The organism is Pantoea deleyi (assembly GCF_022647325.1).
In the GTDB taxonomy this organism is placed as follows: Bacteria; Pseudomonadota; Gammaproteobacteria; order Enterobacterales; family Enterobacteriaceae; genus Pantoea; species Pantoea deleyi.
The window spans coordinates 607,015-630,776 of the sequence record NZ_CP071405.1 but is presented as its reverse complement, the minus strand read 5'-3'; the positions used below and the strand labels follow the sequence as shown (position 1 = coordinate 630,776).

Here is a 23,762-nt window from a genome sequence, read left to right as displayed (position 1 = left end):
GTTACGCCTCCGTTTTTTCGGTGCCGTCAGCGCTGCCGCTTTCTGCCGCTGCTTCCTGTGTGGTGGCAGCAGGTGCCGCGTACTCGCCGACTTCGATGTTTTCAACCAGGCAACCGGCCGCGTAATCCTCGATCACGTAGTCCTCGTTGATTGACTCATAGTTTTCGATGCGGTCGCGCTTCGGCACCTCGTCAATCAGGCGGCGATGCGTGCCTTCCTGGAAGTAAATCGACAGGTTATCGGTGCGGGTGATAAACATGGCGTCGGCCGGGAAGTACGGCACGCGCACCGCTGGCAGACCGCCGATGCGTTTCTGACTGATAATGACGTCAGCGGCCAGCTGCTCGGTGTTGGCCTGCGACTGGTTGACGATCGGGAAGTATTTATCAGCCAGCAGCTGACGGCCCACGATAACAACCAGCTCCGGGTCTTCCTGATACCACGGCTCGATCAGGGTGTTAGTGGCATCCATCACCAGCGCATCGAGGCTGGCATAGTCGCCGTTTTTGCCGACGCGGATTTTTTCAGAGACGACGGTGCCGTCTTCCTCGGTGATTTTGCTCATCACGCGCGCCGGGGCATCGTTGCGGTACTTCTGCAGCCAGCCTACGGCCACGTCCTGCAGCATCGGGAATTTGGCGCGGTTCGAGGTTTTGGCACGGGTCACGCCGTTGAAGCCGATCATGATGCGGTCAAGTGCCTGGCGCTTCACGATGGCGTCACGCAGACGGGCCTGAAAATCTTCATAGCGCGCCCACAGGTCGAGGGTGTTATAGCGGATGTGGAAATCGTAGTTGACCTGCACACACTCATAACCCTGCTTATCCAGCGCGGCGAAATCAGCGGTTTCGCGCTCGTCGCCGCCTGCCGTGTCGGTCACGCTGGCAATCGAGCCGGATACGCCGATCCCGATTTTCTCGCCCTTCATTTCGGACACCGGCACGATGTTGATGCGGGTCAGGAAATCGGAAGACTCCTGCACGCGGTTCATCAGCGTCTGCGTGACCGACGGCTCAACGGTAAATTTCTTGTTCATGTCGTCGGTTTCGACGCCGTTCAGCTCGGCGAGGCGGGTCATAAACTGGTTAAACTTAAAGCGGGTATTCTTGCGCATTGGCGTTCCTGTTTATCTCTGTGTTGGGTTTTAACGTTCAGGCCACGCCTGATTAGCAGTCGGTCTGCGCGCCGGACTTCGGATCGCTGCCGGTTGCCGCCGGGCGGCGGTTAAAGCTGCCATCGGTCTGCGAAAGCTGGCCCTGCAGCGCAGCGAAAGCGGCGCGGTCTTCCCCGGCCTGCTGCTCGATAGCCTCAAGGCGTGCGCTGACGGACTGCTCCAGCGCCGACAGCTCCTGCGCCTGACTCTCCGCGTTCAGCTGCACCTGCTCGGCGACGGCCGTTACTGCCGCGCTGACGTCGGCGAACTGCTCGCCGTCGGTTTTCTTTTTCGCAGAGAACATCGCCGAGATTCGCGCCAGCAGGGACGGAGACGGCTCCGCTGCTTCTTCAAACTCGATCACGGTTTCTTCTGCGGCGGTAAAGAGGTTGCCTTTATCCAGCTTGCGGGACGCCAGCGGATTAACTTTTGCCGTGGCGCTGAAGCTCAGAATCTCGGTGCCGAGGCTTGCCGGGTCGTCGGTGACGGCCAGGCCGACCAGATACGCCTCGCCCGTGTCGGCGAACTCCGGGTTAACTTCAATGGAGGTGTAGATTTTCTGGCGCGCTTTGGTCAGTTCGACCAGCTCAGGCGTCGGATCAATCCAGCCGAACAGCGCCAGCTTGCCCTTGAGCTGCCCGTCGCCGATTTCTTCAGCCTCGACGGCGGTCACGTCACCAAAGCGGCGGAAAGTGCTGTCAGCGGCATAGCCCCGGATATGCTCCATGTTGATGCGGGCGCCGTACATTTCCGGGCTGTAGTTTTTCGCCATCTGCGAAATCCAGTCGCGGGAAATGACACGGCCGTCGGTGGTTGCGCCTTCAACTGCGATACGAAAACGCTTTGATTTGATTGCTGCCATTAATCAGGCTCCGGTCAGGTGTTGGGTCGGTTCGGGGCCAGTTTCCCTGTCGCCACACAATCCCTCAACGAATGCCAGCCCGCTGATGCATCAGCAAACAGGGACAGCAGGCGCGCCATTTTCGGCACCGGTAGCCTTGCCGGTATGAAAACGACACCGACAACCATCATCAGCGATCCGCGCCGTCAGGCTGCGCTGCTTTACTGGCAGGGTTATTCCGTGCGCCAGATTGCGGAGACGCTCGGACAGAAAACGCCAACCGTGCAGAGCTGGAAGCTGCGCGACGCGTGGGACGACGTTGCGCCCATCAGTCGTGTTGAATCCAGCATGGAAGCCCGGCTGATCCAGCTCATCATGAAAGAGGTAAAGGGTAATGGTGATTACAAAGAGATAGACGCGCTCGGCCGTCAGATTGAGCGCCTTGCCCGCGTTGAGCGCTACCGCAGCAGCGGCAACGAGGCCGACTTAAATCCGAACGTACGCAACCGCAATAAAGGCGAGCGCCAGCCGGTTGTTAAAAATGAGTTCAGCGACGAGCAGATCGACAAACTCACCGGCGTGTTTATGGATAACTGCTTTGAGTATCAGCTCAACTGGCACCGCGCAGGGCTGACTCACCGCATCCGCAATATCCTGAAGTCCCGCCAGATTGGCGCAACTTTCTACTTTGCCCGCGAGGCGCTGATAGACGCGCTGACCACCGGCCGCAACCAGATATTTCTTTCGGCCAGCAAGGCGCAGGCGCACGTCTTCAAAAACTACATCATTGACTTCGCCCGCCAGGCTGACGTTAACCTGAAAGGCGATCCCATCGTGCTGCCGAACGGCGCGCGCCTGATATTCCTCGGCACGAACGTGCGTACCGCGCAGAGCTACACCGGCAATCTGTACTTGGACGAATATTTCTGGATACCGAAATTCCAGGAGCTGCGCAAAGTCGCCAGCGGCATGTCGCTGCACAAAAAGTGGCGCACGACCTACTTTTCCACGCCGTCAGCCCTGTCGCACAGCGCCTATCCGTTCTGGTCGGGCGAGCTGTTCAACAGGGGGCGGCGCAGCAAAGATGATCGCATCGAGATAGACCTGTCGCATTCTCACCTGGCAAAAGGCGCGCTGTGCGGTGACGGACAGTGGCGGCAGATTGTCACGGTTGAGGATGCGCTGACCGGCGGCTGCAACCTGTTCGACATTGACCAGCTGCAGCTTGAATACAGCCCGGCGGAATATCAGAACCTGCTGATGTGTGAGTTTGTCGACGACGAGGCGAGCGTGTTCCCGTTCGCCGAGCTGCAGAGCTGCATGATCGACAGCCTGGAAGAGTGGGAGGACTTTAACCCCTATCTGCCGCGCCCGTTTGCTTACCGGCCTGTCTGGATTGGGTATGACCCGTCGCATACCGGCGACAGCGCAGGCTGTGCGGTTATCGCGCCGCCGCTCGTTGCGGGCGGTAAATTCCGCGTGCTAGAGCGTCACCAGTGGCGGGGCATGGACTTTGCCGCGCAGGCGAAATCAATTGAGGACTTAACGAAAAAATACACTGTGGAATATATCGGCGTGGATGCAACCGGCATCGGCCAGGGTGTTTTCCAGCTGGTACGCCAGTTTTACCCGGCCGCGCGCGAGATCAAATACTCACCGGAAGTGAAAACCGCAATGGTACTCAAGGCGAAAGACACCATCAGCAGCGGGCGGCTTGAGTATGACGCCGGGGCGACGGATATCACGCAGTCATTTATGGCTATCCGCAAAACCATGACGGCCAGCGGCAACCGCTCAACCTATGAGGCGAGCCGCAGCGAAGAGGCCAGCCACGCCGACGTCGCCTGGGCCATCATGCACGCACTTTTAAACGAACCGCTTACCGCAGCCAGCGGCGGCGCTAACCCCTCTATTCTGGAATTTTACTGATGAGCAAACGCAGAGGCCGCAAGGCTCACACCGCCACCGCGCAGCCGGTACAGGCAACCGCACCGCAGCAGCACGCCGAGGCGTTTACCTTTGGCGACCCCACGCCGGTTATGGATAAGCGCGACATTCTGGATTATGCAGAGTGCATCGGTAACGGGCGCTGGTTTGAGCCGCCGGTCAGTTTTAGCGGGCTGGCTAAAAGCCTGCGCTCGGCCGTGCATCACAGCTCGCCGATTTACGTAAAGCGCAACATTCTGGCATCAACGTTTATTCCGCACCCGATGATGAGTCAGCAGGAGTTCAGCAAGTTTGCGCTTGATTATCTGGTGTTCGGCAACGCCTTTGCCGAGCTGCGCCGCAATGGCCTGGGTAAGCCGCTGCGCCTTGAAACCACCCCGGCCAAATTTACCCGCAGAGGCGTGAAGGACGGCGTTTACTGGTTTGTGAATGACTGGAAAGAGCCGCACGAATTTTCGGCCGGCAGCGTGTTTCACCTGCTGGAGCCGGATATTAATCAGGAGCTCTACGGCCTGCCGGAATACCTCAGCGCGCTTAACTCCGCCTGGCTGAATGAGGCGGCAACGCTGTTCCGCCGCAAGTATTACCAGAACGGCGCGCACGCCGGTTACATCCTGTATATGACCGACGCGGCGCAGAGCAGCAGCGACGTTGACCGGATGCGCCAGGCGATGCGCGACACGAAAGGGCTGGGTAACTTCCGCAACCTGTTTATGTACGCGCCAAACGGAAAGCCGGACGGGATCAAGATTCTGCCGCTCAGCGAGGTGGCAACGAAAGACGATTTCTTTAACATCAAGAAGGCCAGCCGCGACGACCTGTTAAGCGCGCACCGCGTGCCGCCGCAGATGATGGGGATTATCCCGGATAACACCGGCGGATTTGGTGATGCAGTGAAGGCGGCGCAGGTCTTTGTAAGAAACGAACTGACACCGCTTCAGGAACGTATGAAAGAGATTAATATGTGGCTTGGTGAAGATATAATTTCTTTTAAACCTTATGTACTTGAAAGTAATGGGTAAAGTTAGCTTACTCTCATAACTTCGCTCATAAGATACCATTTGTTGTCTACATAAAACTTTGTAGCGCAACAAATGGTAATATGGTGTAATATTTTTATTTTTTCATATCATGATGGATTAAATATGGAAATCACTGATGCGGCAGTTTGGCACAATTACACCATTAGCACCCCAACATATTCCGATTCAGAAGACTTAGCTTCTAAACTCATAGAAACAGGTGTTTTTTCTTCAGTTTTAACACCCAGCAATAAACTTTACTATTCCAATAAAGGTGCGATTTCTAATCAAGAGCTTCAACTTGAATATTCACATGATTTTCTAGGCTTAACCGTGACAGGGTTAAAAAATATAGACCTAGATGATTTATGTGACTTCACTAAAGCTGGATTTATGAAGTGTATAAACATGCGCCTTTCACAAGAAAAAGTTATGCACTTACAAGGTGGATTCTTCTCAAACTCAATTATTGGCTCTATTAAACCTTTCTTCATAGACCCTAACGATGACCAGCGATATTTATTTCCCATGGTGAGAGTGTATGAAATTGGCATTACACAAGTCACATTTATGGATGATGGAACCTACGAAGGTGATATAAAGGAATTCATTGATGAAAGGGTAAACATGCCCTTAAGGAAATTAAATTATATAACTAGTCCATTTTCTTATGTGAAAAAGCATCTAGACATTGAATCAGAATGTGTTAATTATGCATTGCGCCATAACTTTAGGAAAATCAAAGAAGCGTACATATCATTATTGAAATCTGAGCTTAAAACCCCCAACATTGATAGTTTGAATTTAAACGAAGAGTACGTCGATTATGCGGGCGCGCTTAAGTTAGAAGATAGCATTAGTGATATAGCCCGGCATATAGCGGCCATAGTATCTTATACACTCAAAAAAGGGAAAAAATATAACAAGCTTAGTAAGCTAGATAGAGATTCTTTATATGGATACTGGCAAGGCAAACCAAACATCTTTGTGTTTGAACACGAAAACCAAAAGGATACTGCCACTGAAAATAGTAAAAACAGCGAAGTCATGATAAATTCAATTCTTGCCAAATCTTCATATTATATAAAATACGGCCGAAGCAAAGAACACATTGATCATAGAGCATTTGATGATTATAACTTTTTCTCCGAGCCAGGGGTATGTTTAACGCTTTTAGCTAAAAATACATATACTAACATGATAAGCAACAAAGAAGCGACTTACTCATCAGAAAACTTGATGATGGATGCTCTTGTCAAAAGTGACATGCGAGATCTGGCAGCGGTATTTTTTGAAATAAAATCACAAGAAATAAGCATATCTAAAAGCAGCATCAATTTAGCTAGAATCAGAGAAGAGATAATTACTTTTGAAGAATGGTTACGGATAACATCGAGAAGATTTGGAGAAATACAAGACTATGTCCTAAGCTTTTTGCATGATAGTGACATTAGGACTTCCCTAAACAACATGAACTCTTTATTAAAAGCTAAAACAGAAATTATGAAATTAAAAGAAGCGGAGCTAAGCGAGAGGACATCTAAAAGAACTGAATGGATATTTGGCTTAATAGCCTGCACATCTTTAACGCCTGTTATTAGCCCAATGTTGGAAGGAAGTAAAATAGACAGCCTCATTTCCTACCTCAACATGGCCAAATATAAAGATGGAGTTTACCTCATTATTATTATGATTACTGTCTTTATTTTAGACTTCTTATTATCGAAAACAACAAAAAAATAAAGCACAGCTTTATAAATAAAATAAACGGCCTAAATAGGCCATTTATTTTCCTTAAAGCTACGAGTGCTTTTCAATGACCAAATCAACGCCTTCGTTGAGCAGCTCATTGATAGAAACACCGTGCGCCTGAGCAGTTACAGCCAGCGCCTGATGACGTTCTGGCGTCAGGCGGGTAGTCACCTTGCCGCTGAATGTCTTATAAGGTTCGATATCATCCTTGCGGCATTCCTCGAGAAAAACCGCCAGTGATATTGAACCCTCTTTTTTCAACTCTTCGACGCTATAAGCGTAGAAATCAGCTCCGCCGTTCAGGCCGACAAACTCCCCACGAAACATTTCGATCTCAGGGTCAAAGGTGATGACGGCCAGATGGCCGTCGATTTTAAGTGTATTATTCATGGTCTGATTCCTAAACTATCGAGCCATAACCGGATGGAGTTAACCGCCCCCTTGTCAGTTGTCGGTCTGGGGTGCGGCCTGTGAAATATTTTCTTTTGCCCTTTCAGCAGTACCGCAATCCTTGAACCTTCCCTTTCGTGAACCTCCGCACCGAGAGCGATAAAAAGAGATTCAATATCACTCCACTTTATTGAACCGCTAACCGGCCGGGCGAACACATCTGACAGCGTTTTCTGGTGTCGTTTGTTCATGGGTTTATAGTACCAAAAAGTGACACTACCGCAAGTTCTTTTGGTGTCACTTTTCGGCACCACTCAACCGAGCTTTAGTGATATGCAGTATGCGTGCGTATAAGCGCCTCTGAGGGGATGGTTTATCGCGACCGACTTGGGGTGACACGGAGCCAGCAAACCACACAGCGAGGCGCTGACGCACGCTGCGGCATACATGTTTGCACCCTCAGCGCGCAATGCTATCCCCGCCACGCCTGCCCGCTTTGTGCATCGCTTTTCATGCAGTTGCATACCACTCCAAAAACAGCGCCGCTACTGGCCCTGCGGGGTGTTTGAACGCCTCAGAAATTAATGCAGATCCATGCACATTATGCATGCATGGCTCCTTTACGGATCAGATAGCGTGAAATCTGGAGGGTGAAGCGCTTTCAAATTTCAGCTGTTGCAGGTAAACAATGCCTTCATAAAGTGAAACCGGTCGCGGCAGCTCGATCATGAAAACGAAATCGTAAGTTCTGCCGAGCCAGAACCCCCCGCCCGCATGTTTAGGCCGCTGGAAGAAAACCCAACCGCCGGAATGGAAGCATTCGAGGTTATCGCCCCGATAAACTATCTGATAATTTGCGTCACTTCCCGCCATTTACTAACGCCTCGCAATGCTCGTTGTTCAACCGTGCCGCCGCCAAAATCGAGATTTTGGCATCAGCACGGTTATCAATGCAGCCAGCTGTCATCTTCCCAGACGTTCTGAAGCAGATCATTTAGCCTGCACCAGCCTTCACCAACATTTACACCGGGCATTTCGATTTTGGTGTAACTGCCCTAGCGCACCTGTACTACTGCATCAGGAAATAGCGCGGTCACTCGTTTATTTACTTCTTCCCGGAAAGCCTCTACCACCGACTGACTGACTTTTTGATTCTTATCGAGTGTGATTTCAATACGCATAACTTTGAAACCTCGATTTTACTTATCAAGCGGCACAGCCGAAAAGACGACCGAAAACTGCTGATTGGCTATTGAGGTGTTACGCGCTATTTCTGCGATGAGATTCAAGGCGATCACCCTGTCCTGGTCCCTGCAGATCCCCTCAGAAGTAAGCCGCGCAATCAATTCTACCCGCTCAAGCATCACTCGCTCTTTTAAACCGTTATCCATGTGCCCTCCCCACCAAACCACTGTCTATTTATACAGTATCACAGCATTTACAGGTTGAGAAAGAAAAATATCCCAGCCAATTTAATTTTTTATCTAGCTGATAAGGAAGATTTTTATCCACGCCTCATCTCAAAAATCAGCTTGTCGGGAAACTAAATGATCTGATTGACTGCTACTTCAGAATTTCAAGCTGTAGGCCATCATTTTTCGCTTTTTGTACGGTGTTTTTCTGCTAAACGATTAAATCGTTCTAATACGGAAACACTCTTCTGCTCCAGTATTGGGCGGGCCAGTTCACCATTAGGCAGGCTGCGGAAAAAATGACCGCCGATTTTAGTCTGCGTGCCACCGATCAGACGCACGGCCAGCCCGCGGCTGATGGTTTCACCGCTTAAATCTCTCACCTGGCTTATTAGTTTTTCACACGCAGCTTCGACTTTGTCCGACCGCCTCAGCCTCAGATGCCGCTTTTCTGGTTTTTCCGATCTTATCCGACTTAAAAGCCGCCGCCGTTCCTTCCTGCTCATGCCGTCCAGGTCGATTTTTTCGTAACTTTCCGTCGGGTTCGAATCCTCAGATCTCAAACCTCCCGTACAGTTATTGACAGAACTCCGAGAGGACGCAGACGCGTCCTTAAATTCAAAACCCAAATCAACGGCACGTTTCGGGACAATCTTCCATTGCATCAGACGGGTTAAAATTGGCGTATCGTCGCCAACTTCAGTTGCGTAAACGCCCTTGATGCGCACGGTTTCCTCGCCGTACTCATTCATATCTTCGCTTGCCTGATACCAGGTGCGCACAGCCAGATCGTCACGGCGCACGAACGGCCCGCCCTGGGCGTTAACGTATCCGGCCCAGTCTCCTGCGTCGGCCGCGTCATGCGCGGCAGCAAACTCAACGCTCAGGCCGTGCGCGGTTTCGCTGTCTGCCATGCGGCGCAGCTCGCGGTAAACCGTGACCGGCGCACCGCCCACAAACTGAAATTGGCGGATGTGCCAGCGTGCCGCCCAGGCAGAAACTGCCGAGGCGGTTTCCTTAAGGTCTTTGCCGCTTTCGTCGTCTGTCTCACCGTCCAGCGCATAACCGTCGATATTTTTGGAAATGTATTTAGCAACGTAACCTGTTGCGCTGCCCTTCTCTGAATCGATAGCCTCGGCGTGAAAACGTGCCTTACGGGCCTTGTCTGTCGTCAGCTCGCTGCTATCTTCCTGCCAGGCGTAATCGCGCATAATTTCTCGCACGCGCTCAGCCTGTTCAGGGCGCATGAACATGAGCATGTGCCAATGTGGGGTCGCATCATGATGAGGCTCAGCAACGCGGATCCCGAAAATGCGGATTTCTTCGCGGTGTAACTTGGCGCGGATTTTCTGCCAGACGCTGCATAGATAACGCTGCGTATCAGCCGGGCTGGCACCGTTCCATTTGCGATTCCGATGCCCGGTTTTAATTGTGGCGTGATAGCGCGCGGGGACGGTCAGCGTATAGAACTCGCCGATAAAACCCATTTCGTTGCAGATGTTTTCAAATCCGCGAATGCGGGTCATCAGCTCGCAGCGACGGATCGCTGGATTGGCTACACTGCCGTCGTACTTTTCGATCAGGCTGATGCGGTTGCCTTCCTCGTCTTCCAGCTCCATCCCCTTCAAAAATTCACGGGTGCGGCGCTTCTGCTCGCGCCACTCTGAAACGGTCATGCTGCTGGCGTAGGGAGTATGCTTTTTGCTGACGTTAGCCAGGGCAATCTGAAGATGTTCACGCCATGATGCAGCCACGCGGCGCAGTCGGCCCTTCCACCATTTTTCCGTATGCATACGCATGATCGCCGGGGTAACTTCCTCCGGGTCAAACAGTCGTGACGTGACTTTGTCCCATAATGGCGGCGTCTGGCTCAGCTCACGGGTGATGGTGGCGGCGGTCATGTAAACGCGGTGCGTGTATTTATAATCTGACTCATCGCTGGCCTGCTCGTGTGCCTGTACCAGCTCGGCGAGAATGAAATTAGCCACATCCCCGGCAAGCAAATCAACGTCGGAGCGAGCCATATCAGGCAGGCGGTTAAAGCGGCGCATCAGCTCCCATAGCTGACCGCCAGCACTGGCCGCACCTGCCTGTTTTGCGGCATTGCCTGCCAGCAGGTTAAACGTGCTGCTGCTCATTTCAGCGAGGCGATATTGAGTGTTAACGGTTTCGACGCGTGGCAATGTGCGCTCAACGAAGGTTTTCGTTAAGTACGCATTGGCACGATCAATACCCTGTGTTTTTTCCAGCTCACTGACGCGGCGTTTAACGTCGAGCTGGATAAGTGTCGGCTGCTTTTCAAGTAACTCTTGCGCACGCACTAAAGCCGCAATCATCTGACTGCGGCTATGCATTTCCTCATAGGTAGGGTATGGGCTGGCGATGGCTTCCCGTGGAGCATTCCACAGGTAAGCGTATTCCTGAATCACTCGCAAACCCCCAGATAGACGCTGCTGCAGGCGGACTTGTTATCCATAGCTGCGAACATGTCAAACTGACGGCCACCGCGCGTTGTCAGCGCCCAGTCGCGATAGGTTTCAATGCCGTGTGAGGCGAGGGATACTTTGCTGCCGTTTGTTTCTGCTTTAACGGGATCCATTCCTGAATGGAAAAATGCTGCGTTTCCACGGCGTGAGCATCGGGCAACAATCCGTTCCCATTCAGCAACCCGGCTTATTTCTTCAGGCCAGCGGGTAAAGATTTCCCCGAGTTCAGCTTTGTTTACGTTAACGCATGGCATGCAACCGACACGGCTGCACCCCTGCTGATAAAGAGGGTTTGGCTTGATACCGTGACGCCTGGCCAGCGCAAAAACGTCATCATGCGTCCATTGAAGGATCGGCCGGTAAATCGACAGGCCCGGCCCGAGATCAAACCCTGCTTCCCACTCAGGCAGCTCTGCCCGTTTTGCGGATTCCTGAGCGCGAACTCCCTGCCACGTGATGACGCGCTTACCTTCTGCAATCAGCTTGTCTACAACCTGCTCCTGCATAGGGATCTGTTTAAGCTCGAAAGAGCAGAACTTGCGCTGGGTGGAAGGAAATGTGCCTTTCCAGATGCACATATCAAGAAAGGGAATGCCGGTAGGTTTAAGGGCATTCAGCGCACGACGCACTATCGTTGCAGCCTCTTCCTCTGTGAATCCTAAATCTCTGACCAGGGTAACTGGCCACTTATCTTTTACGAACGTTCTCTTGTCAGCTATACGCTGTGAGAAGTCAGCCCTGACGCGGCGCAATGGACCGAGTTTGCTTTCAAGGTATTCCAGATATTTAACGGTTTCAGGATGTTCATGTCCGGTGTCGGCAAAAACCGCCTCGAATGTCACTCCGGATTCGATAGCCAGCAGCCACTGAGCAAGGCTGTCTTTACCTCCAGACACGGTAACAAGATTCATAACACCGGGGGCGAAGCAACGCGTATCGATCATGGCTGCACCTCTACTTTTACAGAGCAGTCCGGCCCAGCTGCCATATCGAAACCAGTAAAAATGACGGCGGATTTAGGCTGACGTACCGCAATGATTTCTGATGCGCGCTTTCCTTCACCTGCAGCTACGCCAACCGAGCGGGCTACGCTGATTCTGGTGATGTCGAAAGCGCGCAGGATGCTGCGGGTGTAAAGGGTGTCGCTGTTTGAAACCACAACAGGGCAGCGTTCCGAGACGTCGAGCAACATGCTGACCAGATCGTGATGCTCATCTTTGCCAAAACCTGCAGAGTGATATTCCGCGAATGTACCGTCATAGGGCGGATCGCAATACACAACATCCCCGGATTTTGCGAGGCGCAGCGTTTCGCGAAAGTCGGCACAGATAAACGTCGCGTGCTGGGCTTTTTCTGCGAATGCTTCTATCTCAGTCAGCGGGAAATATGGCTCTGTGTAGTTACCGAACGGGATATTAAATTCACCGCGCTTGTTGTAGCGGCAAAGGCCGCGATAGCCATTGCGGTTCAGGTACAGGAAATAAGCGGCGCGCTCCAGAAGAGGCAGAGCCGGATTATGGTTGAACACCTCACGGACAGCGTAATAGCTTTCGCCGGTCTTGTTCTGATTAAACAGGCTGGCTGCAATAACGATAAACGGACGGGTGTGCTCTTTAATCTGGCGATAGAGGTTAATCAGGTCAGGATTTATATCCGCAACCAGATAGGCCGGGTAATCGGTGTTCATCATTACTGCGCATGAACCGGCGAAGGGTTCGACCAGTCGATCACCTTCAGGCAGGTGCGTCAGCAACTCCGGCATTACGCGGGACTTGTTACCCGCCCATTTCAGGATCGTGCTCATACGGCACCGCCTTTGGAAACTTTCGCGCGCATTTCAGCCACGTCCTGACAGCTGACACAGCGAGTTACGCCACTCACGGCGCGGCGGCGCTTCTCCGGGATTGGCGCGTCGCAATCTTCACAGAATGAAGCCGCCACACTGACCGGGCGGTTAACCACGCTGGCGATATTGCGTGCCAGCAGCTCGTCGGCGCGAGCCTGCGCCATGTCCATTGAGTCGGCCATCAGTGCAGCTCCTGTGATTCGTTCTGGTAGCGCTCAGCCTCACGGCGAATCAGGTCGGCGGCTTCAATACCGGAAAGCCCCTGCTGATGAACGTGCAGCGCAATCTCGACCAAGCGCTCCGAAACAACCAGTGCACGGTCTTTGCGCTCCTCGATCCGCGCCTTAGTGATAATTGCTGCCAGCGCTTCAGTGTCAGCATCAAATTTAAGTGTCTCGACATTTCTCATTTAACTTTCTCCAGAATTTAGGCAAAAGAATGCCTGGCGGGTTTACGCCATTGATTTTTGGGTTTTATTTACTCAGGTAAAAAACAGTCTGCGGTTGAAAACTGACGAGGTAAAATGCTGCCCCATCGCGCCATCTTATTCATGGCAATAATAATCAGCCTCCTGCGGTCCTCTTCAAAATATTGAAACGGCTTTCCTATTTCATCAGGCTTAAAACTTTTCGGACTTTCACGATTTGCCAGCGTAAGTACGCAGAATTTAAACTCGTCATTCTGATGATTAAAATAACGCAATGCGGCGTTAGCGTTATTGTCACGCATTTGACGCCATTTTTTGCGAAATTCATCAAACGTCATAGGCTGAATTTTATCAACGCGAGCGCCCATCAAATGAATTTTGGTAAAACTGGCGGGCGCGTGTTGCTTTGGTACTTCCCATAAAACTTTCATATTAGCCACCAAAAATACGGCGCAGGCGGTGTGAATATCCGTCGCGTTTTGTTGTGATACTTTTCAGCAGCTCTTGCTGATTTTTACATGGATGCCAAGGCCTGCCATTTTCGCCCATGATCCAGCCATTTCCGTAAGACATTGACGGACTCTGACGCTTGAGGTGTGCTGCAAATGAAATCATCGTGCGCCCTCAGCTGATACCAATCGAAGCACCCAGCCCGCTGATAGCGTCAACGGTTGAGGCTAGAGTAGGGTTAGAGTGAACGCGGTTCTGTACGGCCATCGCGGCCAGCATCATGCAGCGAATGCCGGTATTTGCAGCTTCCAGAATGCTGCGGCGGCACGTTGCAGTTATCCGCTCCGGGTTGGCAGCACTGGCGGCCATGCTTCCGACTTCTGCAGTCGCTTTCAGTACGTAGGCCGGAAACTTCTCATCTGCCAGCTCATTAACCGGTACGCATGGCAGGCAGTGCAGCTGTGCCAGCGCGCCATCTATCAGTGTTGCGTCTTCCGTCAGATCGGTAAGCAACAGCAATTCAGGAACGGTCAGCTGATGGATCTGCTCAGGGTTCAGCTTGTTGCGCAGGGTCTGCGCCTTCATGCCTGCACGCTGCGCCAGCTCAGCCATGCTGTGCGTCAGCGCAAACTTGCGGCAGGCATCGTCATAGTGGTTATGTGTGGATGTCTTGAAATCAAACATGTGCGAATCTCCCTATTCACTTAATGTGAATTAGCTGCCAATAACCAGCTGAAAACGGGAATGCCCGAACGCTTTACGCAGCTGTTCTTCTTTCCAGCGTGCGTAATAGATACGGATCGGCCCGCTGGCCTTCTTACAACCCTTACGGATAGTACGCGGCTCAATTGGCAACTGCGGATTTTCTCCGGTAGTCCAGCGGTACACGGTGCGAAGCGATATGCCTTCTAATTCGGCAAACTGCTCGGTAGTAACAATCGGTGCAGGTACTTTGATGATTGCGATTTCAGAGGCCATATAGCATGATTCCTTATTTGAAATTTTATGACACCGATTGCCATTTGTTTGCCAACGTTTGCCATCGATTGCCACCAACAAAACGAATCCTAATGCCAATTTTGGCATTGGTCAACATGGAAATACCATTTATGGACATTGAAAACCAGATTTCTAATGAGGAAGTTTTAGATCGGATTTGTCAGGTTTATGGCTTTAGCCAGAAAATCCAGCTCGCTAATCACTTTGATATTGCTGCCAGTACGCTGCAAAACCGCTATACGCGGGGCAATATCTCGTATGACTTCGCAGCGCATTGCGCCCTAGAAACTGGTGTAAACATCAGATGGATTCTCACTGGCAAAGGCCCGCAAAGGAGTGACGAAAGCGCAGGGTCGACCATCGAACTCCAGTTATTCACATTAAGTGAAGGCAGGCTTTCAGAGATTGGGATTTTAGTGGTAGGTCATGAGCTTTTTGGGAAGCAGCTTAAAAATGCGATGTGCCTCAGATACGAGGGTAAAAGCTATATCGTTGAGAAAGATGCTTCCCTGGCCGATGGCTGCTGGTTGGTAGATGTTGAAGGTGCAGTGAGTTTGAGAGAGGTGACAGTGCTTCCAGGCAAACGGCTGCACGTTGCAGGAGGGAAGATTCCTTTTGAATGTGGAGTCGATGAGATCAAGCGCCTGGGCCGTGTTGTCGGAATTTATAGCGAGGTTGCCTAGTGTCTGTGCGTAAATTGCCTTCTGGCGGATGGCTCTGTGAGATTTACCACAACGGTAAACGTACTCGCAGCAAATTCGCCACTAAAGGTGAGGCTATTGCATTCGAACAACACAAGGTTCAGCAGCCGTGGCATGAGGAAAAGGAAGACCGACGCACGATCAAGGATTTGATTGATTCCTGGTATGGGGCGCACGGGATTACCCTCAAAGATGGCGAGAAGCGACAGAAAGCCATGACTCATGCTTTTGAGTGCATGGGGGAACCGCTGGCTAAGGATTTCGACGCGCAGATGTTTTCGCGCTATCGCGAGCGCCGCCTTAAGGGTGACTTTGCGCGTTCCAGTCGCGTAACCGAGGTATCACCACGCACGCTCAATCTTGAACTTGCATACTTCCGAGCAGTGTTCAATGAGTTAAGCCGATTGGGCGAATGGAAAGGCGATAACCCTATTAAGCATGTGCGCCCGTTTCGCACAGAAGAATCAGAAATGGCCTGGCTCACACACGAACAAATCAGCTTACTACTGTTAGAGTGTCAGAAGAGCGAATATAAGGATCTTGAGGCCCTGGTCAAAGTCTGCCTCGCTACCGGCGCGAGATGGTCAGAAGCCGAAGGCTTGAGAAAAAGCCAGATAACCAAATACAAAATAACTTTTACTAAGACAAAAGGCCGTAAAAACCGAACCGTTCCTATTACCGAGGCGATTTACAAAATAATTCCTGAAAATAAGACGGGCCGCATCTTTACGGACTGTTACGGTGCATTTCGTTCTGCAATTGAAAGAACCGGTATTGAATTACCCGCAGGACAGCTGACCCATGTTTTACGCCATACTTTCGCAAGTCATTTTATGATGAACGGGGGAAACCTTTTAGTTTTGCAGCGCGTTCTCGGCCACACAGACATCAAAATGACCATGCGCTATGCTCACTTTGCCCCCGATCATTTAGAGGAGGCCGCTAAGCTAAACCCACTGGCTACCAGTGGCGGTAAAGTGGCGGTCGAGATGGCAAACGATGGCAAATGATGGCAAACGCTGGCAACTTATCTGCATGTTTTTAAACGCAAACTATTGTTTTTACGTTGCTAAGCATAGTTCTCATAATCGCTTGGTCGCTGGTTCAAACCCAGCAGGGGCCACCAAATTTTAGCTGTTAAATCAGCAAATTGAAGCCACTCACAGGAGTGGCTTTTTTGTTTTCTGAGTCTGGTCATGGCTTCAAAATGGCTACGCGCTCGTTTTTTTTAATATGCCGGGCTTTCATTTTGCTGCATTTTTTGATGTATTTACTATTCAGTAAATCAAAACACATCTCGCAAGATATGAACAGTCGGTCTCAGATCTGGCTGGCATTTCAAAATCAGTTTAGCAACCGGCGCACAATGGAATTAGGCCGAAGGCTTGAAGGGAAACCAAATCCGCCCCGTTGAATCCACTATGTGAAAACTAAAGGTGAATTCTGAGCAAGAAAAATTCGCCCTGTCTTTGCACATTTCCCTCTGAAAGCAGCTAAAAAAGCCAGCGCCCTGCACTGGCTGACTCAATAAACATTCTTATAGTCAGTGGCTTTTTGTCCTGTTTTACAGAGGCGCGAGAGAACAGCGATGAAGTCTTCCAGGGAAAATGGGCCGCGAGATTGAAACCTTCTGGCTGTACGTCAAATTCTTTAAAAAACTTTTCAGCCATTTCAGCGATATCATCCGCTTCATATTGTTCCTGCAATATATCGTTATTTCCAACCTCGATTTTCTTCAACAGGAACGTTGTTACCAGTGGCAATTCACGCAGTATGAATTCGCGCACCACGTTAGGGTTTATCGTTATCTTACTCACCAGATTTTATCCTCCGCCCGCACAATTAAGTTATAGCGATGAGATGTGCGAAAACTGATTTGTGCAACGTCGTTTGCCAGAATCACCCATCCAACAACAGGTACTGCTCTGCCAGCGAAAGCGCCCAGGTTATTCACCCAAAAAATCTTCAGGCCGCGCAGAGTAAGAGATTTAGCAGTCAGCGTTGGCAGGATGCGACGCCGAAATTTGTAGGAAAGGTGTTTGCGGAAAAAGAGCGACGCAACGGAAGTACCAGGAGTTGCCGTATTGGGCTTACCTGGTACATCGATGTTATTATTTCCCAGAATTAGTCCTGCAACGGCCACAATATCCTGTACACCTAATTGCTTTTGAGTCTCATCAACCAGTATCCAGAACAGCAGTTCCTGCGGCGTCAGATTTGATAAGTTATTGAAATAATAGGTGCCATTGAGTTGCTCTGTAGTATCCATACATGCGAATCCCTTTCGTCAAATGGTAACGGATTTTAATTTACCATCTGCGTGACAGGCTGTTAATCCCTTAGCTCAGCCAGACATCTTTTCGAGGCTGGATAGTAATCAGCAGCACTTGCCCGACCTTTATCGCCGCGCTGCCACTAACGTCTGTTTCCGCATCACCGCCCACTGTAATCAGCTGACTTTCTTGTGCGGCCACGCTGTAACTGCCGGTAGTGACGTGCTGAATGGCTCCGGCCATCAGTGACGCCGTACCGATCACCGTGGTCCTTTCCGTTGCTTTCAGAGTCGTTTCCCTGCTGATCAGCTCACGCTTTTCAGTATCGGCTTTAACCTCGCGGCTCATGAACGTTTCACGGATGGCCTGATCGGTCTGGCGTGCCCAGCCACTCGCCTGCATTACCCGCGGTGATACTGCAGGCGCCTGTTCGACCAGCTTAACGTCTGGCAGGCTGATTCAGTACGTATGGGTAACTTCACGAGCTCTACTCACTCCCTGCCCGCCTACCTGCCTGATAGAGCCTGCACACAGCCAGGACGGTGAATACAGCCAAAGCAACAGAGAGCAGGGTCAGAAAAATGATCAGCGAGAGTAGCGGATTCAGCAAACCGCCCAGGCTTGTGAAATCACTCACCCTCACGAGGTGTTCAGGTGTCAACGTGCGAAGAATAATCTCCGGTATAATCAGGAAGTAAATAATCACGACCGGGATACAGATCAGCACTTTCCTTTTTTTTCGCATCTTCTTTCCTCTCCTTGTAAGCGAATGGATCCAAAAATCAGGTAAAGGATACAACAGGGCTTCAGGATCTGTCACAGATCTGATTCGATTGGCGACAGGGCTCCCTCCGCAACGCGCTACTGCATTAAAAATTCTGGTAATGAGATTCATTCTTTAATTTTTCATCTTTAATGGGTAGTGACTGCCACCTTTATCTTCATTCAACACTACAAATGATAGTAATAGCTCTATGAAGATTCATCTTTCATACGATATGGCCTAATAAGAAATACCGAAAAGGAAAAAGGCCGTTGCTCAGCCAGCGTGTTGAGCAATTACTCCCACCCAGCCCCTTTTTTTTCATGCAGCAATCCCCTCTCTCCTTTCTTAATTAAAAAAACATAGCCCTTCATTAGTCTCTTAATTTGACTTAATTCATAAGAAATAGACTGAAAAGAGAAATCACTCCCTTAATTCAGGTTAATGATAAAAATAACTTCTTCCACTAATTGCCAGTCAATAGCAGAAGGAGCGATCGCCAAAAAATCACCTTCTGCGCTAAAAATGGCGAAACATTATGCTGATATCGCATTCTTTTTATTCGATTCGTTCTATTTTTAGAGCTCTTTTTATCTACAGGTAAACAGATAACTTAAAAATATAACGTTCGCACCAAAATAAGAATAACTTTACCCGCCCCCTGCCTTAACGATTAATAAACGAACATGTTAGCCTGTTAACACTGAATCGATGGATTGATTTAGCTCTCAATTAATCAATGCACAATCCGGCATGGATAAATAAGGAGGATGCGTGTCTTGCTATTTTATTCACGCTGCATGTTGCAGCGATTAACAAACACAACATAAAAGTCAGATCACCCTATTTATATTGACTGACTATTCCTATTATTAAATTGAGAAATATTATGCGTAAATTACTGTTAAACACTGCCATTTTTACCGCAATAGCCTCTGTCAGTTTTGCTGGTCAGGCTGCTGAATCTGCTTCACTGAGTATCACCGGCGCAATTACACCCAGCGCCTGTAATGTGTCGCTGAGTAATGCCTCCGTGGATTTTGGCAATATAACCGCGGCGACTCTGAATCAGAACTATAACGCCAAAACAGCCAGTAATATCAGCGTGTATGTGGATTGTGATGCCCCTTCTGCGATAGCAATTCAGACCACTGACAACCGTACCGCCAGTGCAATGACGAAAGAGGAGGCAACCAGTCAGCTGAGTATGCAGGTTGGCGGAACATCTGATGAGAATTATTTTGGCCTGGGTCTGGATGGCGCACAGTCCAAAGTCGGTGTAATGTTCCTGTCCGTTGTCGCGGCCACCGCTGACGGTGCCGCCAATAATCACCTGCTCATCAGCACAGACAAAGCCGCCTGGACTGAGGTCGCGATCTCGTCATCGGTCAATGCCCTGCTGGAAAAACAGGGCTACTTTGCGCTGGGGTCAGATGCGAACTCATCCACACCCGCTGCATATACCAAATCAACCTACACCCTTCATCCGATAATCCTGCTGAAGAAGAGCAATTTTTACCCAACCGGTGAAGACATCAAAGTCGACGGTAACGTGACCTTCTCTGTTGTGTATCTGTAATTTTCTTCTGTTTATGGCGAAGGCTGGATGGCCTTCGCCTTATTGAGCGACGGATATGACTACCCTGATGAAATCTCTCTGCCTTGCTGTTCTGGTCTTATTTTCTGCCTCTTCTGTCTTTGCAGCAGGCATGCAACCGGAGACATCCAGCCTGTTTATTGACGATGAGGCGCGCGAAGCCACGATTACTGTGCAGAATACCGAAAACAGCACTGCGCTGCTGCACAGTCGCCTGCAGACGCTGCCTGAAGATCCTGAAAATGCCCTGATTATTACGCCGCAGCTGGTACGCGTTGAAGGCGGAAAAAATCAGCAGATTCGCGTGGTGTTAAAAGCGGGCGTAAAGCTGAATAAGCAGAAAATGCAGCGTATTGATTTTGTTTCTGTCCCGCAGGATGACGGCAAAAAAAATCGCGCGCGTGTTCTGATTGGCCAGAATATTCCGGTGATTATTTCCCCCGCCGATCTGCCCTTAAATACGACACCCTGGACCGGCCTGACCTTTCAGCGCAGCGGTTCATCGCTGAAGATTGAAAATCCCACACCTTATGTCGTCCGTCTCACCGAGCAGGTTGATCTGCTGCCTGGCAAGCGGCTGGTGAAGCTGAAGAAAACCTATATTCTGCCGGGTGAAAAAATCACGCTGCCTCTGCCTGCGGCCTCAACAGGGATTACCTCTGTGCGGCTGCATCCCGTGACCCGCTACGGAATTTTAACAACACCCTATGTTGCGCAGCTGTAGCCCTGGCCGCTGAAGACGATGAAAAGATTTCGGCTACTCAGCCTGCTTATCTTTTCAGCCGCGACGCTGGCGGCGGGCGGCTACGACCAGGAGATGCTGAAGGCGCTGGGCTACGATGCCAGTGCCTCAGCCCTGCTCGATGCAGGCACCCATTTTCTTCCTGGCGAGCAGCCCGTGAATATCATCGTCAACAGGCAGAGCAAAGGTGTGCATATCCTGACGTTTGATCAGGCGGGCAATCCCTGCTGGACCGCAGAACAACTGCAGGCGCTGAGTATCAGTCCTGAACGCTTCACTCACGAGGACCAGGATGCCTGCCTGCGCCTTCCGGCAGAGAGCCCTGTCCTGGTGGAGCAGGAGATTGCTCGCAGCACCCTTCTGCTGAGTGTGCCGGAGAGCGATCTGCTGAGCGACCCGCACTACGCCAGCGGCGGGAATGCCCTGATTGTTAATTATGACGGCCAGCGATATCAGTATCAGCCACGTGCCGGAGCGAGCCACACCTCTCAGGCGCTGACCTCGGAGGTAGGCGCCAACATCAATAACTGGATCCTCCGCAGCGGGCAGAGCTACGCCAGTCTGGATGCGCAGCATCAGCTCACCCGTCTCTACAGCTATGCGCAGCGCTCTGTTCCCGCCTGGTCTTCGGTGATGCAGTTCGGTGAGATCACCGCCGGTGGTTCACTCTTCTCGGGCATCAACCTGCTGGGCGCACAGATCATGCCGGAGTACGGGTCAGAGAATGATAAAGGCCGTGATGTCTCGCTGGATCTGCTGGTCTCACAGGCCGGTACGGTCGAAGTCTGGCAGGCGGGCATTCTGCTGAAGACCTTTCAGGTCACGGCGGGCATGAACAGGCTGGATGACATTCCGGCCATCAGTACGTCAGACGATTTTGAAATCATCAGCCACGATCAAACCGGCCATCGTGAGACGCAGCGCATCCCCTACATTCAGGCACGATCGTCGATAGCGATGGCAGAGGACGGGCTCTCAATGGCCGTGGGACGCCTGCGTTTAACCGACGAGGCGTTTCCACTGGCGGTCGGCTCTGGCGGACTGTATCAGAACGATTTTATGGCGGTGACGGCTGGAGGCATGCTGAGTGAAAACTATCAGGCGATCTCCTGGCGCACCGCACTGCGCCTGGCCGAACGCCTGGTGGCATCGATCACCCAGACCGCCTCGCGGGCAAGGGACGTGGCCGGAAGCGAACGTAACAGGCAGGGCCTGAATCATCAGGTCAGCCTCAACGCGGGCGTCACTCAGCAGCTGTCACTGACCACCTCGGCCAGCTTCCGCGGCCGCGACTATATGGATGCGGGTAACTCATGGGGGTCGAAAAAGACCAGCGAACAGCTCGGGCAGACAAAGTCGCAGTATGCTCTGGGGCTGAGCTACAGTCAGCCGCAGGCTGGCGTATTCTCTTTCTCCGGCAGCCTCTCGCAGAGCTGGCGCGGCACAGAAAATAGAGGCTATATGTTCAGCTGGGGGCACGCCTTCGGTAAGGTCAACGTGAATCTGGGTATCCAGAAAAACCGGCTCTCCGTGGATGAGCGACGGAGCGATAACCGCTACGCGTATCTTAATCTCTCCCTTCCTCTGGGCAACAGCAGCAGCATGCGCAGCTGGATCAGCGACAATGACCATAAAAACCGGGCCGGGGTCGGTTTTGACAGCACGCTGAATGACAAATTTTCCTGGAGCCTGTCAGGTGAAAAGAGCGGGCAGGAAGCGGCCTCGATGGCCAGTTCCGCCACCTGGACCACCAGGTATAGTCAGCTGAGCGGTGGCGCATCACACAACGAGAACAGCACCAGCTACAACTACGGCGCTCGCGGCGGCGCTGTGCTGCACAGCGGTGGCCTGACCTTTACCCCCCGAAAGGTGGGCGATACCTTCGGCATTATTTCCCTCAACAGCCCGCAGCCGGATGTGGTGATGCACACCCCAGGCGGAACGGTGTGGAGCGATGGCCGTGGCTACGCCATCGCCTCCTGGACGCCCTGGCAGAACAATAGTGTGCAGATCGATAACCAGAGCCTGCCTGATAATGTCCAGATTATCAGCGGCATTGCCGATGTCACGCCCTGGCACGGCGCGGTTGTGCCGGTGGTTCTGCCCGCCTTCAGGGTACGCCGTGCGCTGCTGAGCTTCCCGGCAGGTGACGGCCCGGCTCCGGACGCGCCAGTGAAGAATGGCAAAGGTACCCTGGTCGCTTTCGTGAATGACGACGGTACGCTGTTTTTTGACAATCTGCCGGATGAGCCCCTGTTCACCCAGCGCCCTGACGGCACGACCTGTTCACTGCATATCCTTACGCCCTGGCAAAACGAACCCAGCGCCCTTTATGACTCCCTTTCAGCGAGATGCGACCCATGAAACCGCAATCAGCTCTGCTCCTGCTGCTGACCTTCGGCAGTTTTCTGACGGCCACTGCCACGCATGCAGCCTGCGCGATTCAGCTTAGCGAACCGCAGATTAACTATGGCGACATCACGCGCGGCCAGCTGCTCACGCGTCCCGGCAACGCGCTCGCCGCCACAGAGCTGCGGATGGGGGATGAACGCGAGTCGGATCTTACCGTTATCTGCGATCGCCCGTCCTCGCTGACCCTGACGTTCAGCGCGCCGGTAAAAGAGAACGAGAGCTATGCGTTCGGCGAGCAGGGCCGGGCGACGCTGACGCTGCATGATGTCACCCTCGACGGCCATCCGGTCATGATCGACAGCGCTGGCCGGCAGGCGGCGAAAATGGCGTTCAGCGGCGAGACGCCTCTGCGTTTTCTCACGGAGGGCCAGCCCGCGTCAGGCATGACTCTGCGCGCCAAAGTGCGCATCGCGACCTGGCTGCCCGCCGCGATCACCCGCGTCCGTGAACGTGAGCAGTGGCAGCTGAACGGCCGTTTTCTGGTCAGCAGCGAAGGCTAATCCGCCGGGCGCAATTATCTGCCGCCCTGCCCTGTTTTCCCGCGCAAAG

At 51.8% G+C, this 23,762-nt stretch carries 28 protein-coding genes and 1 pseudogene; 9 read left to right on the top strand and 20 right to left on the bottom strand.

Going from position 1 to position 23,762, the window contains the following annotated elements; translation table 11 throughout:
* Position 1: 1 nt before the first annotated feature.
* Complete coding sequence (locus tag J1C59_RS03070) at positions 2–1,114, bottom strand: phage major capsid protein, P2 family (protein WP_128085144.1); 1,113 nt, start codon at positions 1,112–1,114, stop codon at positions 2–4.
* 52 nt (positions 1,115–1,166) lie between these two features.
* Positions 1,167–2,015 (bottom strand): GPO family capsid scaffolding protein, encoded by an 849-nt coding sequence (locus J1C59_RS03065; protein ID WP_140916883.1) that lies wholly within the window; start codon positions 2,013–2,015, stop codon positions 1,167–1,169.
* Between the two features lie 144 nt (positions 2,016–2,159).
* On the opposite strand from J1C59_RS03065, the gene J1C59_RS03060 reads away from it, so the two are divergent.
* From J1C59_RS03060 to J1C59_RS03050, 3 genes are all read left to right on the top strand, one after another.
* Positions 2,160–3,923, top strand: a complete 1,764-nt coding sequence (locus J1C59_RS03060; protein ID WP_128085145.1) for a terminase ATPase subunit family protein — start codon at positions 2,160–2,162, stop codon at positions 3,921–3,923.
* Positions 3,923–4,963, top strand: coding sequence for a phage portal protein (locus J1C59_RS03055; protein ID WP_128085146.1), 1,041 nt, complete (start codon positions 3,923–3,925; stop codon positions 4,961–4,963). Before J1C59_RS03060 ends, J1C59_RS03055 begins: the two co-directional genes overlap by 1 nt.
* Before the next feature lie 123 nt (positions 4,964–5,086).
* Positions 5,087–6,706, top strand: a complete 1,620-nt coding sequence (locus J1C59_RS03050; RefSeq protein ID WP_128085147.1) for a hypothetical protein — start codon at positions 5,087–5,089, stop codon at positions 6,704–6,706.
* Positions 6,707–6,763: 57 nt separating this feature from the next.
* Here the strand turns inward: J1C59_RS03050 and J1C59_RS03045 are convergent, their stop codons facing one another.
* From J1C59_RS03045 to J1C59_RS02980, 14 genes and pseudogenes are all read right to left on the bottom strand, one after another.
* Positions 6,764–7,105 carry a type II toxin-antitoxin system HicB family antitoxin gene (locus J1C59_RS03045; RefSeq protein WP_128085148.1) on the bottom strand — a complete coding sequence of 114 codons (342 nt, stop codon included), beginning with the start codon at positions 7,103–7,105 and terminating at the stop codon, positions 6,764–6,766.
* On the bottom strand, positions 7,102–7,356 hold the full coding sequence (locus tag J1C59_RS03040) for a type II toxin-antitoxin system HicA family toxin (protein WP_128085149.1): 255 nt from the start codon (positions 7,354–7,356) through the stop codon (positions 7,102–7,104). The genes J1C59_RS03045 and J1C59_RS03040 overlap by 4 nt, the downstream gene beginning before the upstream one ends.
* Before the next feature lie 376 nt (positions 7,357–7,732).
* A complete protein-coding gene (locus tag J1C59_RS03035) occupies positions 7,733–7,978 on the bottom strand; it encodes a hypothetical protein (protein WP_128085151.1) in 246 nt (81 codons plus the stop codon).
* Between the two features lie 74 nt (positions 7,979–8,052).
* A pseudogene (locus J1C59_RS03030) lies at positions 8,053–8,286 on the bottom strand (DinI-like family protein).
* An 18-nt stretch (positions 8,287–8,304) separates the two neighbouring features.
* Entirely contained in the window at positions 8,305–8,496 is a 192-nt protein-coding gene (locus J1C59_RS03025) for a hypothetical protein (protein WP_128085152.1), read from the bottom strand.
* Positions 8,497–8,696: 200 nt separating this feature from the next.
* Complete coding sequence (locus tag J1C59_RS03020) at positions 8,697–10,943, bottom strand: replication endonuclease (protein ID WP_128085175.1); 2,247 nt, start codon at positions 10,941–10,943, stop codon at positions 8,697–8,699.
* On the bottom strand, positions 10,943–11,947 hold the full coding sequence (locus J1C59_RS03015) for a phosphoadenosine phosphosulfate reductase domain-containing protein (RefSeq protein ID WP_128085153.1): 1,005 nt from the start codon (positions 11,945–11,947) through the stop codon (positions 10,943–10,945). The genes J1C59_RS03020 and J1C59_RS03015 overlap by 1 nt, the downstream gene beginning before the upstream one ends.
* Positions 11,944–12,807, bottom strand: a complete 864-nt coding sequence (locus tag J1C59_RS03010) for a DNA adenine methylase (RefSeq protein WP_128085154.1) — start codon at positions 12,805–12,807, stop codon at positions 11,944–11,946. The genes J1C59_RS03015 and J1C59_RS03010 overlap by 4 nt, the downstream gene beginning before the upstream one ends.
* Positions 12,804–13,031 carry a TraR/DksA family transcriptional regulator gene (locus J1C59_RS03005; RefSeq protein ID WP_128085155.1) on the bottom strand — a complete coding sequence of 76 codons (228 nt, stop codon included), beginning with the start codon at positions 13,029–13,031 and terminating at the stop codon, positions 12,804–12,806. Before J1C59_RS03005 ends, J1C59_RS03010 begins: the two co-directional genes overlap by 4 nt.
* Entirely contained in the window at positions 13,031–13,258 is a 228-nt protein-coding gene (locus J1C59_RS03000) for a DUF2732 domain-containing protein (protein WP_128085156.1), read from the bottom strand. The genes J1C59_RS03005 and J1C59_RS03000 overlap by 1 nt, the downstream gene beginning before the upstream one ends.
* A gap of 68 nt (positions 13,259–13,326) precedes the next feature.
* Complete coding sequence (locus J1C59_RS02995) at positions 13,327–13,644, bottom strand: hypothetical protein (RefSeq protein ID WP_242281380.1); 318 nt, start codon at positions 13,642–13,644, stop codon at positions 13,327–13,329.
* A 64-nt stretch (positions 13,645–13,708) separates the two neighbouring features.
* Positions 13,709–13,891: a phage filamentation protein Fil family protein gene (locus J1C59_RS02990; protein ID WP_128085158.1), complete on the bottom strand. Its 183-nt coding sequence runs from the start codon at positions 13,889–13,891 to the stop codon at positions 13,709–13,711.
* 9 nt (positions 13,892–13,900) lie between these two features.
* Positions 13,901–14,410 carry a phage regulatory CII family protein gene (locus J1C59_RS02985; protein WP_128085159.1) on the bottom strand — a complete coding sequence of 170 codons (510 nt, stop codon included), beginning with the start codon at positions 14,408–14,410 and terminating at the stop codon, positions 13,901–13,903.
* 30 nt (positions 14,411–14,440) lie between these two features.
* Complete coding sequence (locus J1C59_RS02980) at positions 14,441–14,704, bottom strand: hypothetical protein (protein WP_128085160.1); 264 nt, start codon at positions 14,702–14,704, stop codon at positions 14,441–14,443.
* A 131-nt stretch (positions 14,705–14,835) separates the two neighbouring features.
* Between J1C59_RS02980 and J1C59_RS02975 the strand changes: the two genes are divergently transcribed.
* Positions 14,836–15,408: a phage repressor protein CI gene (locus tag J1C59_RS02975; protein WP_128085176.1), complete on the top strand. Its 573-nt coding sequence runs from the start codon at positions 14,836–14,838 to the stop codon at positions 15,406–15,408.
* The gene (locus J1C59_RS02970) at positions 15,408–16,436 is read left to right on the top strand and encodes a phage integrase (protein ID WP_128085161.1); all 1,029 of its coding nucleotides are present in this window, start codon (positions 15,408–15,410) and stop codon (positions 16,434–16,436) included. The genes J1C59_RS02975 and J1C59_RS02970 overlap by 1 nt, the downstream gene beginning before the upstream one ends.
* Positions 16,437–16,919: 483 nt before the next feature.
* Here the strand turns inward: J1C59_RS02970 and J1C59_RS02965 are convergent, their stop codons facing one another.
* The 4 genes from J1C59_RS02965 to J1C59_RS02950 all read right to left on the bottom strand — a co-directional run bounded on the left by J1C59_RS02965 (position 16,920) and on the right by J1C59_RS02950 (position 18,444).
* Positions 16,920–17,243 (bottom strand): DUF1493 family protein, encoded by a 324-nt coding sequence (locus tag J1C59_RS02965; RefSeq protein ID WP_128085162.1) that lies wholly within the window; start codon positions 17,241–17,243, stop codon positions 16,920–16,922.
* The gene (locus tag J1C59_RS02960) at positions 17,240–17,695 is read right to left on the bottom strand and encodes an STM2901 family protein (RefSeq protein WP_128085163.1); all 456 of its coding nucleotides are present in this window, start codon (positions 17,693–17,695) and stop codon (positions 17,240–17,242) included. Before J1C59_RS02960 ends, J1C59_RS02965 begins: the two co-directional genes overlap by 4 nt.
* Positions 17,696–17,765: 70 nt before the next feature.
* Positions 17,766–18,047, bottom strand: a complete 282-nt coding sequence (locus tag J1C59_RS02955) for a hypothetical protein (protein ID WP_242281356.1) — start codon at positions 18,045–18,047, stop codon at positions 17,766–17,768.
* A gap of 139 nt (positions 18,048–18,186) precedes the next feature.
* Complete coding sequence (locus tag J1C59_RS02950; RefSeq protein WP_128085164.1) at positions 18,187–18,444, bottom strand: hypothetical protein; 258 nt, start codon at positions 18,442–18,444, stop codon at positions 18,187–18,189.
* Between the two features lie 907 nt (positions 18,445–19,351).
* Here J1C59_RS02950 and J1C59_RS02945 point away from each other — a divergent pair.
* The 4 genes from J1C59_RS02945 (at position 19,352) to J1C59_RS02930 (ending at position 23,713) form a co-directional block, all read left to right on the top strand.
* Positions 19,352–20,041, top strand: a complete 690-nt coding sequence (locus tag J1C59_RS02945; RefSeq protein ID WP_128085165.1) for a DUF1120 domain-containing protein — start codon at positions 19,352–19,354, stop codon at positions 20,039–20,041.
* 130 nt (positions 20,042–20,171) lie between these two features.
* Positions 20,172–20,783, top strand: coding sequence for a fimbria/pilus chaperone family protein (locus J1C59_RS02940; RefSeq protein WP_242281355.1), 612 nt, complete (start codon positions 20,172–20,174; stop codon positions 20,781–20,783).
* Positions 20,784–20,801: 18 nt separating this feature from the next.
* Positions 20,802–23,165: a fimbria/pilus outer membrane usher protein gene (locus J1C59_RS02935; RefSeq protein WP_128085168.1), complete on the top strand. Its 2,364-nt coding sequence runs from the start codon at positions 20,802–20,804 to the stop codon at positions 23,163–23,165.
* Entirely contained in the window at positions 23,162–23,713 is a 552-nt protein-coding gene (locus tag J1C59_RS02930; RefSeq protein WP_128085169.1) for a DUF1120 domain-containing protein, read from the top strand. Before J1C59_RS02935 ends, J1C59_RS02930 begins: the two co-directional genes overlap by 4 nt.
* The last annotated feature ends 49 nt before the right edge of the window (positions 23,714–23,762 follow it).

What these genes read in the sequence shown, in the direction of transcription:
- J1C59_RS03070 (WP_128085144.1), bottom strand. Translation starts at nt 1,114, where the DNA reads ATGCGCAAGAATACCCGCTTTAAGTTTAACCAGTTTATGACCCGCCTC.
- J1C59_RS03065 (WP_140916883.1), bottom strand. Translation starts at nt 2,015, where the DNA reads ATGGCAGCAATCAAATCAAAGCGTTTTCGTATCGCAGTTGAAGGCGCA.
- J1C59_RS03060 (WP_128085145.1), top strand. Translation starts at nt 2,160, where the DNA reads ATGAAAACGACACCGACAACCATCATCAGCGATCCGCGCCGTCAGGCT.
- J1C59_RS03055 (WP_128085146.1), top strand. Translation starts at nt 3,923, where the DNA reads ATGAGCAAACGCAGAGGCCGCAAGGCTCACACCGCCACCGCGCAGCCG.
- J1C59_RS03050 (WP_128085147.1), top strand. Translation starts at nt 5,087, where the DNA reads ATGGAAATCACTGATGCGGCAGTTTGGCACAATTACACCATTAGCACC.
- J1C59_RS03045 (WP_128085148.1), bottom strand. Translation starts at nt 7,105, where the DNA reads ATGAATAATACACTTAAAATCGACGGCCATCTGGCCGTCATCACCTTT.
- J1C59_RS03040 (WP_128085149.1), bottom strand. Translation starts at nt 7,356, where the DNA reads ATGAACAAACGACACCAGAAAACGCTGTCAGATGTGTTCGCCCGGCCG.
- J1C59_RS03035 (WP_128085151.1), bottom strand. Translation starts at nt 7,978, where the DNA reads ATGGCGGGAAGTGACGCAAATTATCAGATAGTTTATCGGGGCGATAAC.
- J1C59_RS03025 (WP_128085152.1), bottom strand. Translation starts at nt 8,496, where the DNA reads ATGGATAACGGTTTAAAAGAGCGAGTGATGCTTGAGCGGGTAGAATTG.
- J1C59_RS03015 (WP_128085153.1), bottom strand. Translation starts at nt 11,947, where the DNA reads ATGATCGATACGCGTTGCTTCGCCCCCGGTGTTATGAATCTTGTTACC.
- J1C59_RS03010 (WP_128085154.1), bottom strand. Translation starts at nt 12,807, where the DNA reads ATGAGCACGATCCTGAAATGGGCGGGTAACAAGTCCCGCGTAATGCCG.
- J1C59_RS03005 (WP_128085155.1), bottom strand. Translation starts at nt 13,031, where the DNA reads ATGGCCGACTCAATGGACATGGCGCAGGCTCGCGCCGACGAGCTGCTG.
- J1C59_RS03000 (WP_128085156.1), bottom strand. Translation starts at nt 13,258, where the DNA reads ATGAGAAATGTCGAGACACTTAAATTTGATGCTGACACTGAAGCGCTG.
- J1C59_RS02995 (WP_242281380.1), bottom strand. Translation starts at nt 13,644, where the DNA reads ATGGGCGCTCGCGTTGATAAAATTCAGCCTATGACGTTTGATGAATTT.
- J1C59_RS02990 (WP_128085158.1), bottom strand. Translation starts at nt 13,891, where the DNA reads ATGATTTCATTTGCAGCACACCTCAAGCGTCAGAGTCCGTCAATGTCT.
- J1C59_RS02985 (WP_128085159.1), bottom strand. Translation starts at nt 14,410, where the DNA reads ATGTTTGATTTCAAGACATCCACACATAACCACTATGACGATGCCTGC.
- J1C59_RS02980 (WP_128085160.1), bottom strand. Translation starts at nt 14,704, where the DNA reads ATGGCCTCTGAAATCGCAATCATCAAAGTACCTGCACCGATTGTTACT.
- J1C59_RS02975 (WP_128085176.1), top strand. Translation starts at nt 14,836, where the DNA reads ATGGACATTGAAAACCAGATTTCTAATGAGGAAGTTTTAGATCGGATT.
- J1C59_RS02960 (WP_128085163.1), bottom strand. Translation starts at nt 17,695, where the DNA reads ATGGATACTACAGAGCAACTCAATGGCACCTATTATTTCAATAACTTA.
- J1C59_RS02955 (WP_242281356.1), bottom strand. Translation starts at nt 18,047, where the DNA reads ATGAGCCGCGAGGTTAAAGCCGATACTGAAAAGCGTGAGCTGATCAGC.
- J1C59_RS02950 (WP_128085164.1), bottom strand. Translation starts at nt 18,444, where the DNA reads ATGCGAAAAAAAAGGAAAGTGCTGATCTGTATCCCGGTCGTGATTATT.
- J1C59_RS02945 (WP_128085165.1), top strand. Translation starts at nt 19,352, where the DNA reads ATGCGTAAATTACTGTTAAACACTGCCATTTTTACCGCAATAGCCTCT.
- J1C59_RS02940 (WP_242281355.1), top strand. Translation starts at nt 20,172, where the DNA reads ATGCAACCGGAGACATCCAGCCTGTTTATTGACGATGAGGCGCGCGAA.
- J1C59_RS02935 (WP_128085168.1), top strand. Translation starts at nt 20,802, where the DNA reads ATGAAAAGATTTCGGCTACTCAGCCTGCTTATCTTTTCAGCCGCGACG.
- J1C59_RS02930 (WP_128085169.1), top strand. Translation starts at nt 23,162, where the DNA reads ATGAAACCGCAATCAGCTCTGCTCCTGCTGCTGACCTTCGGCAGTTTT.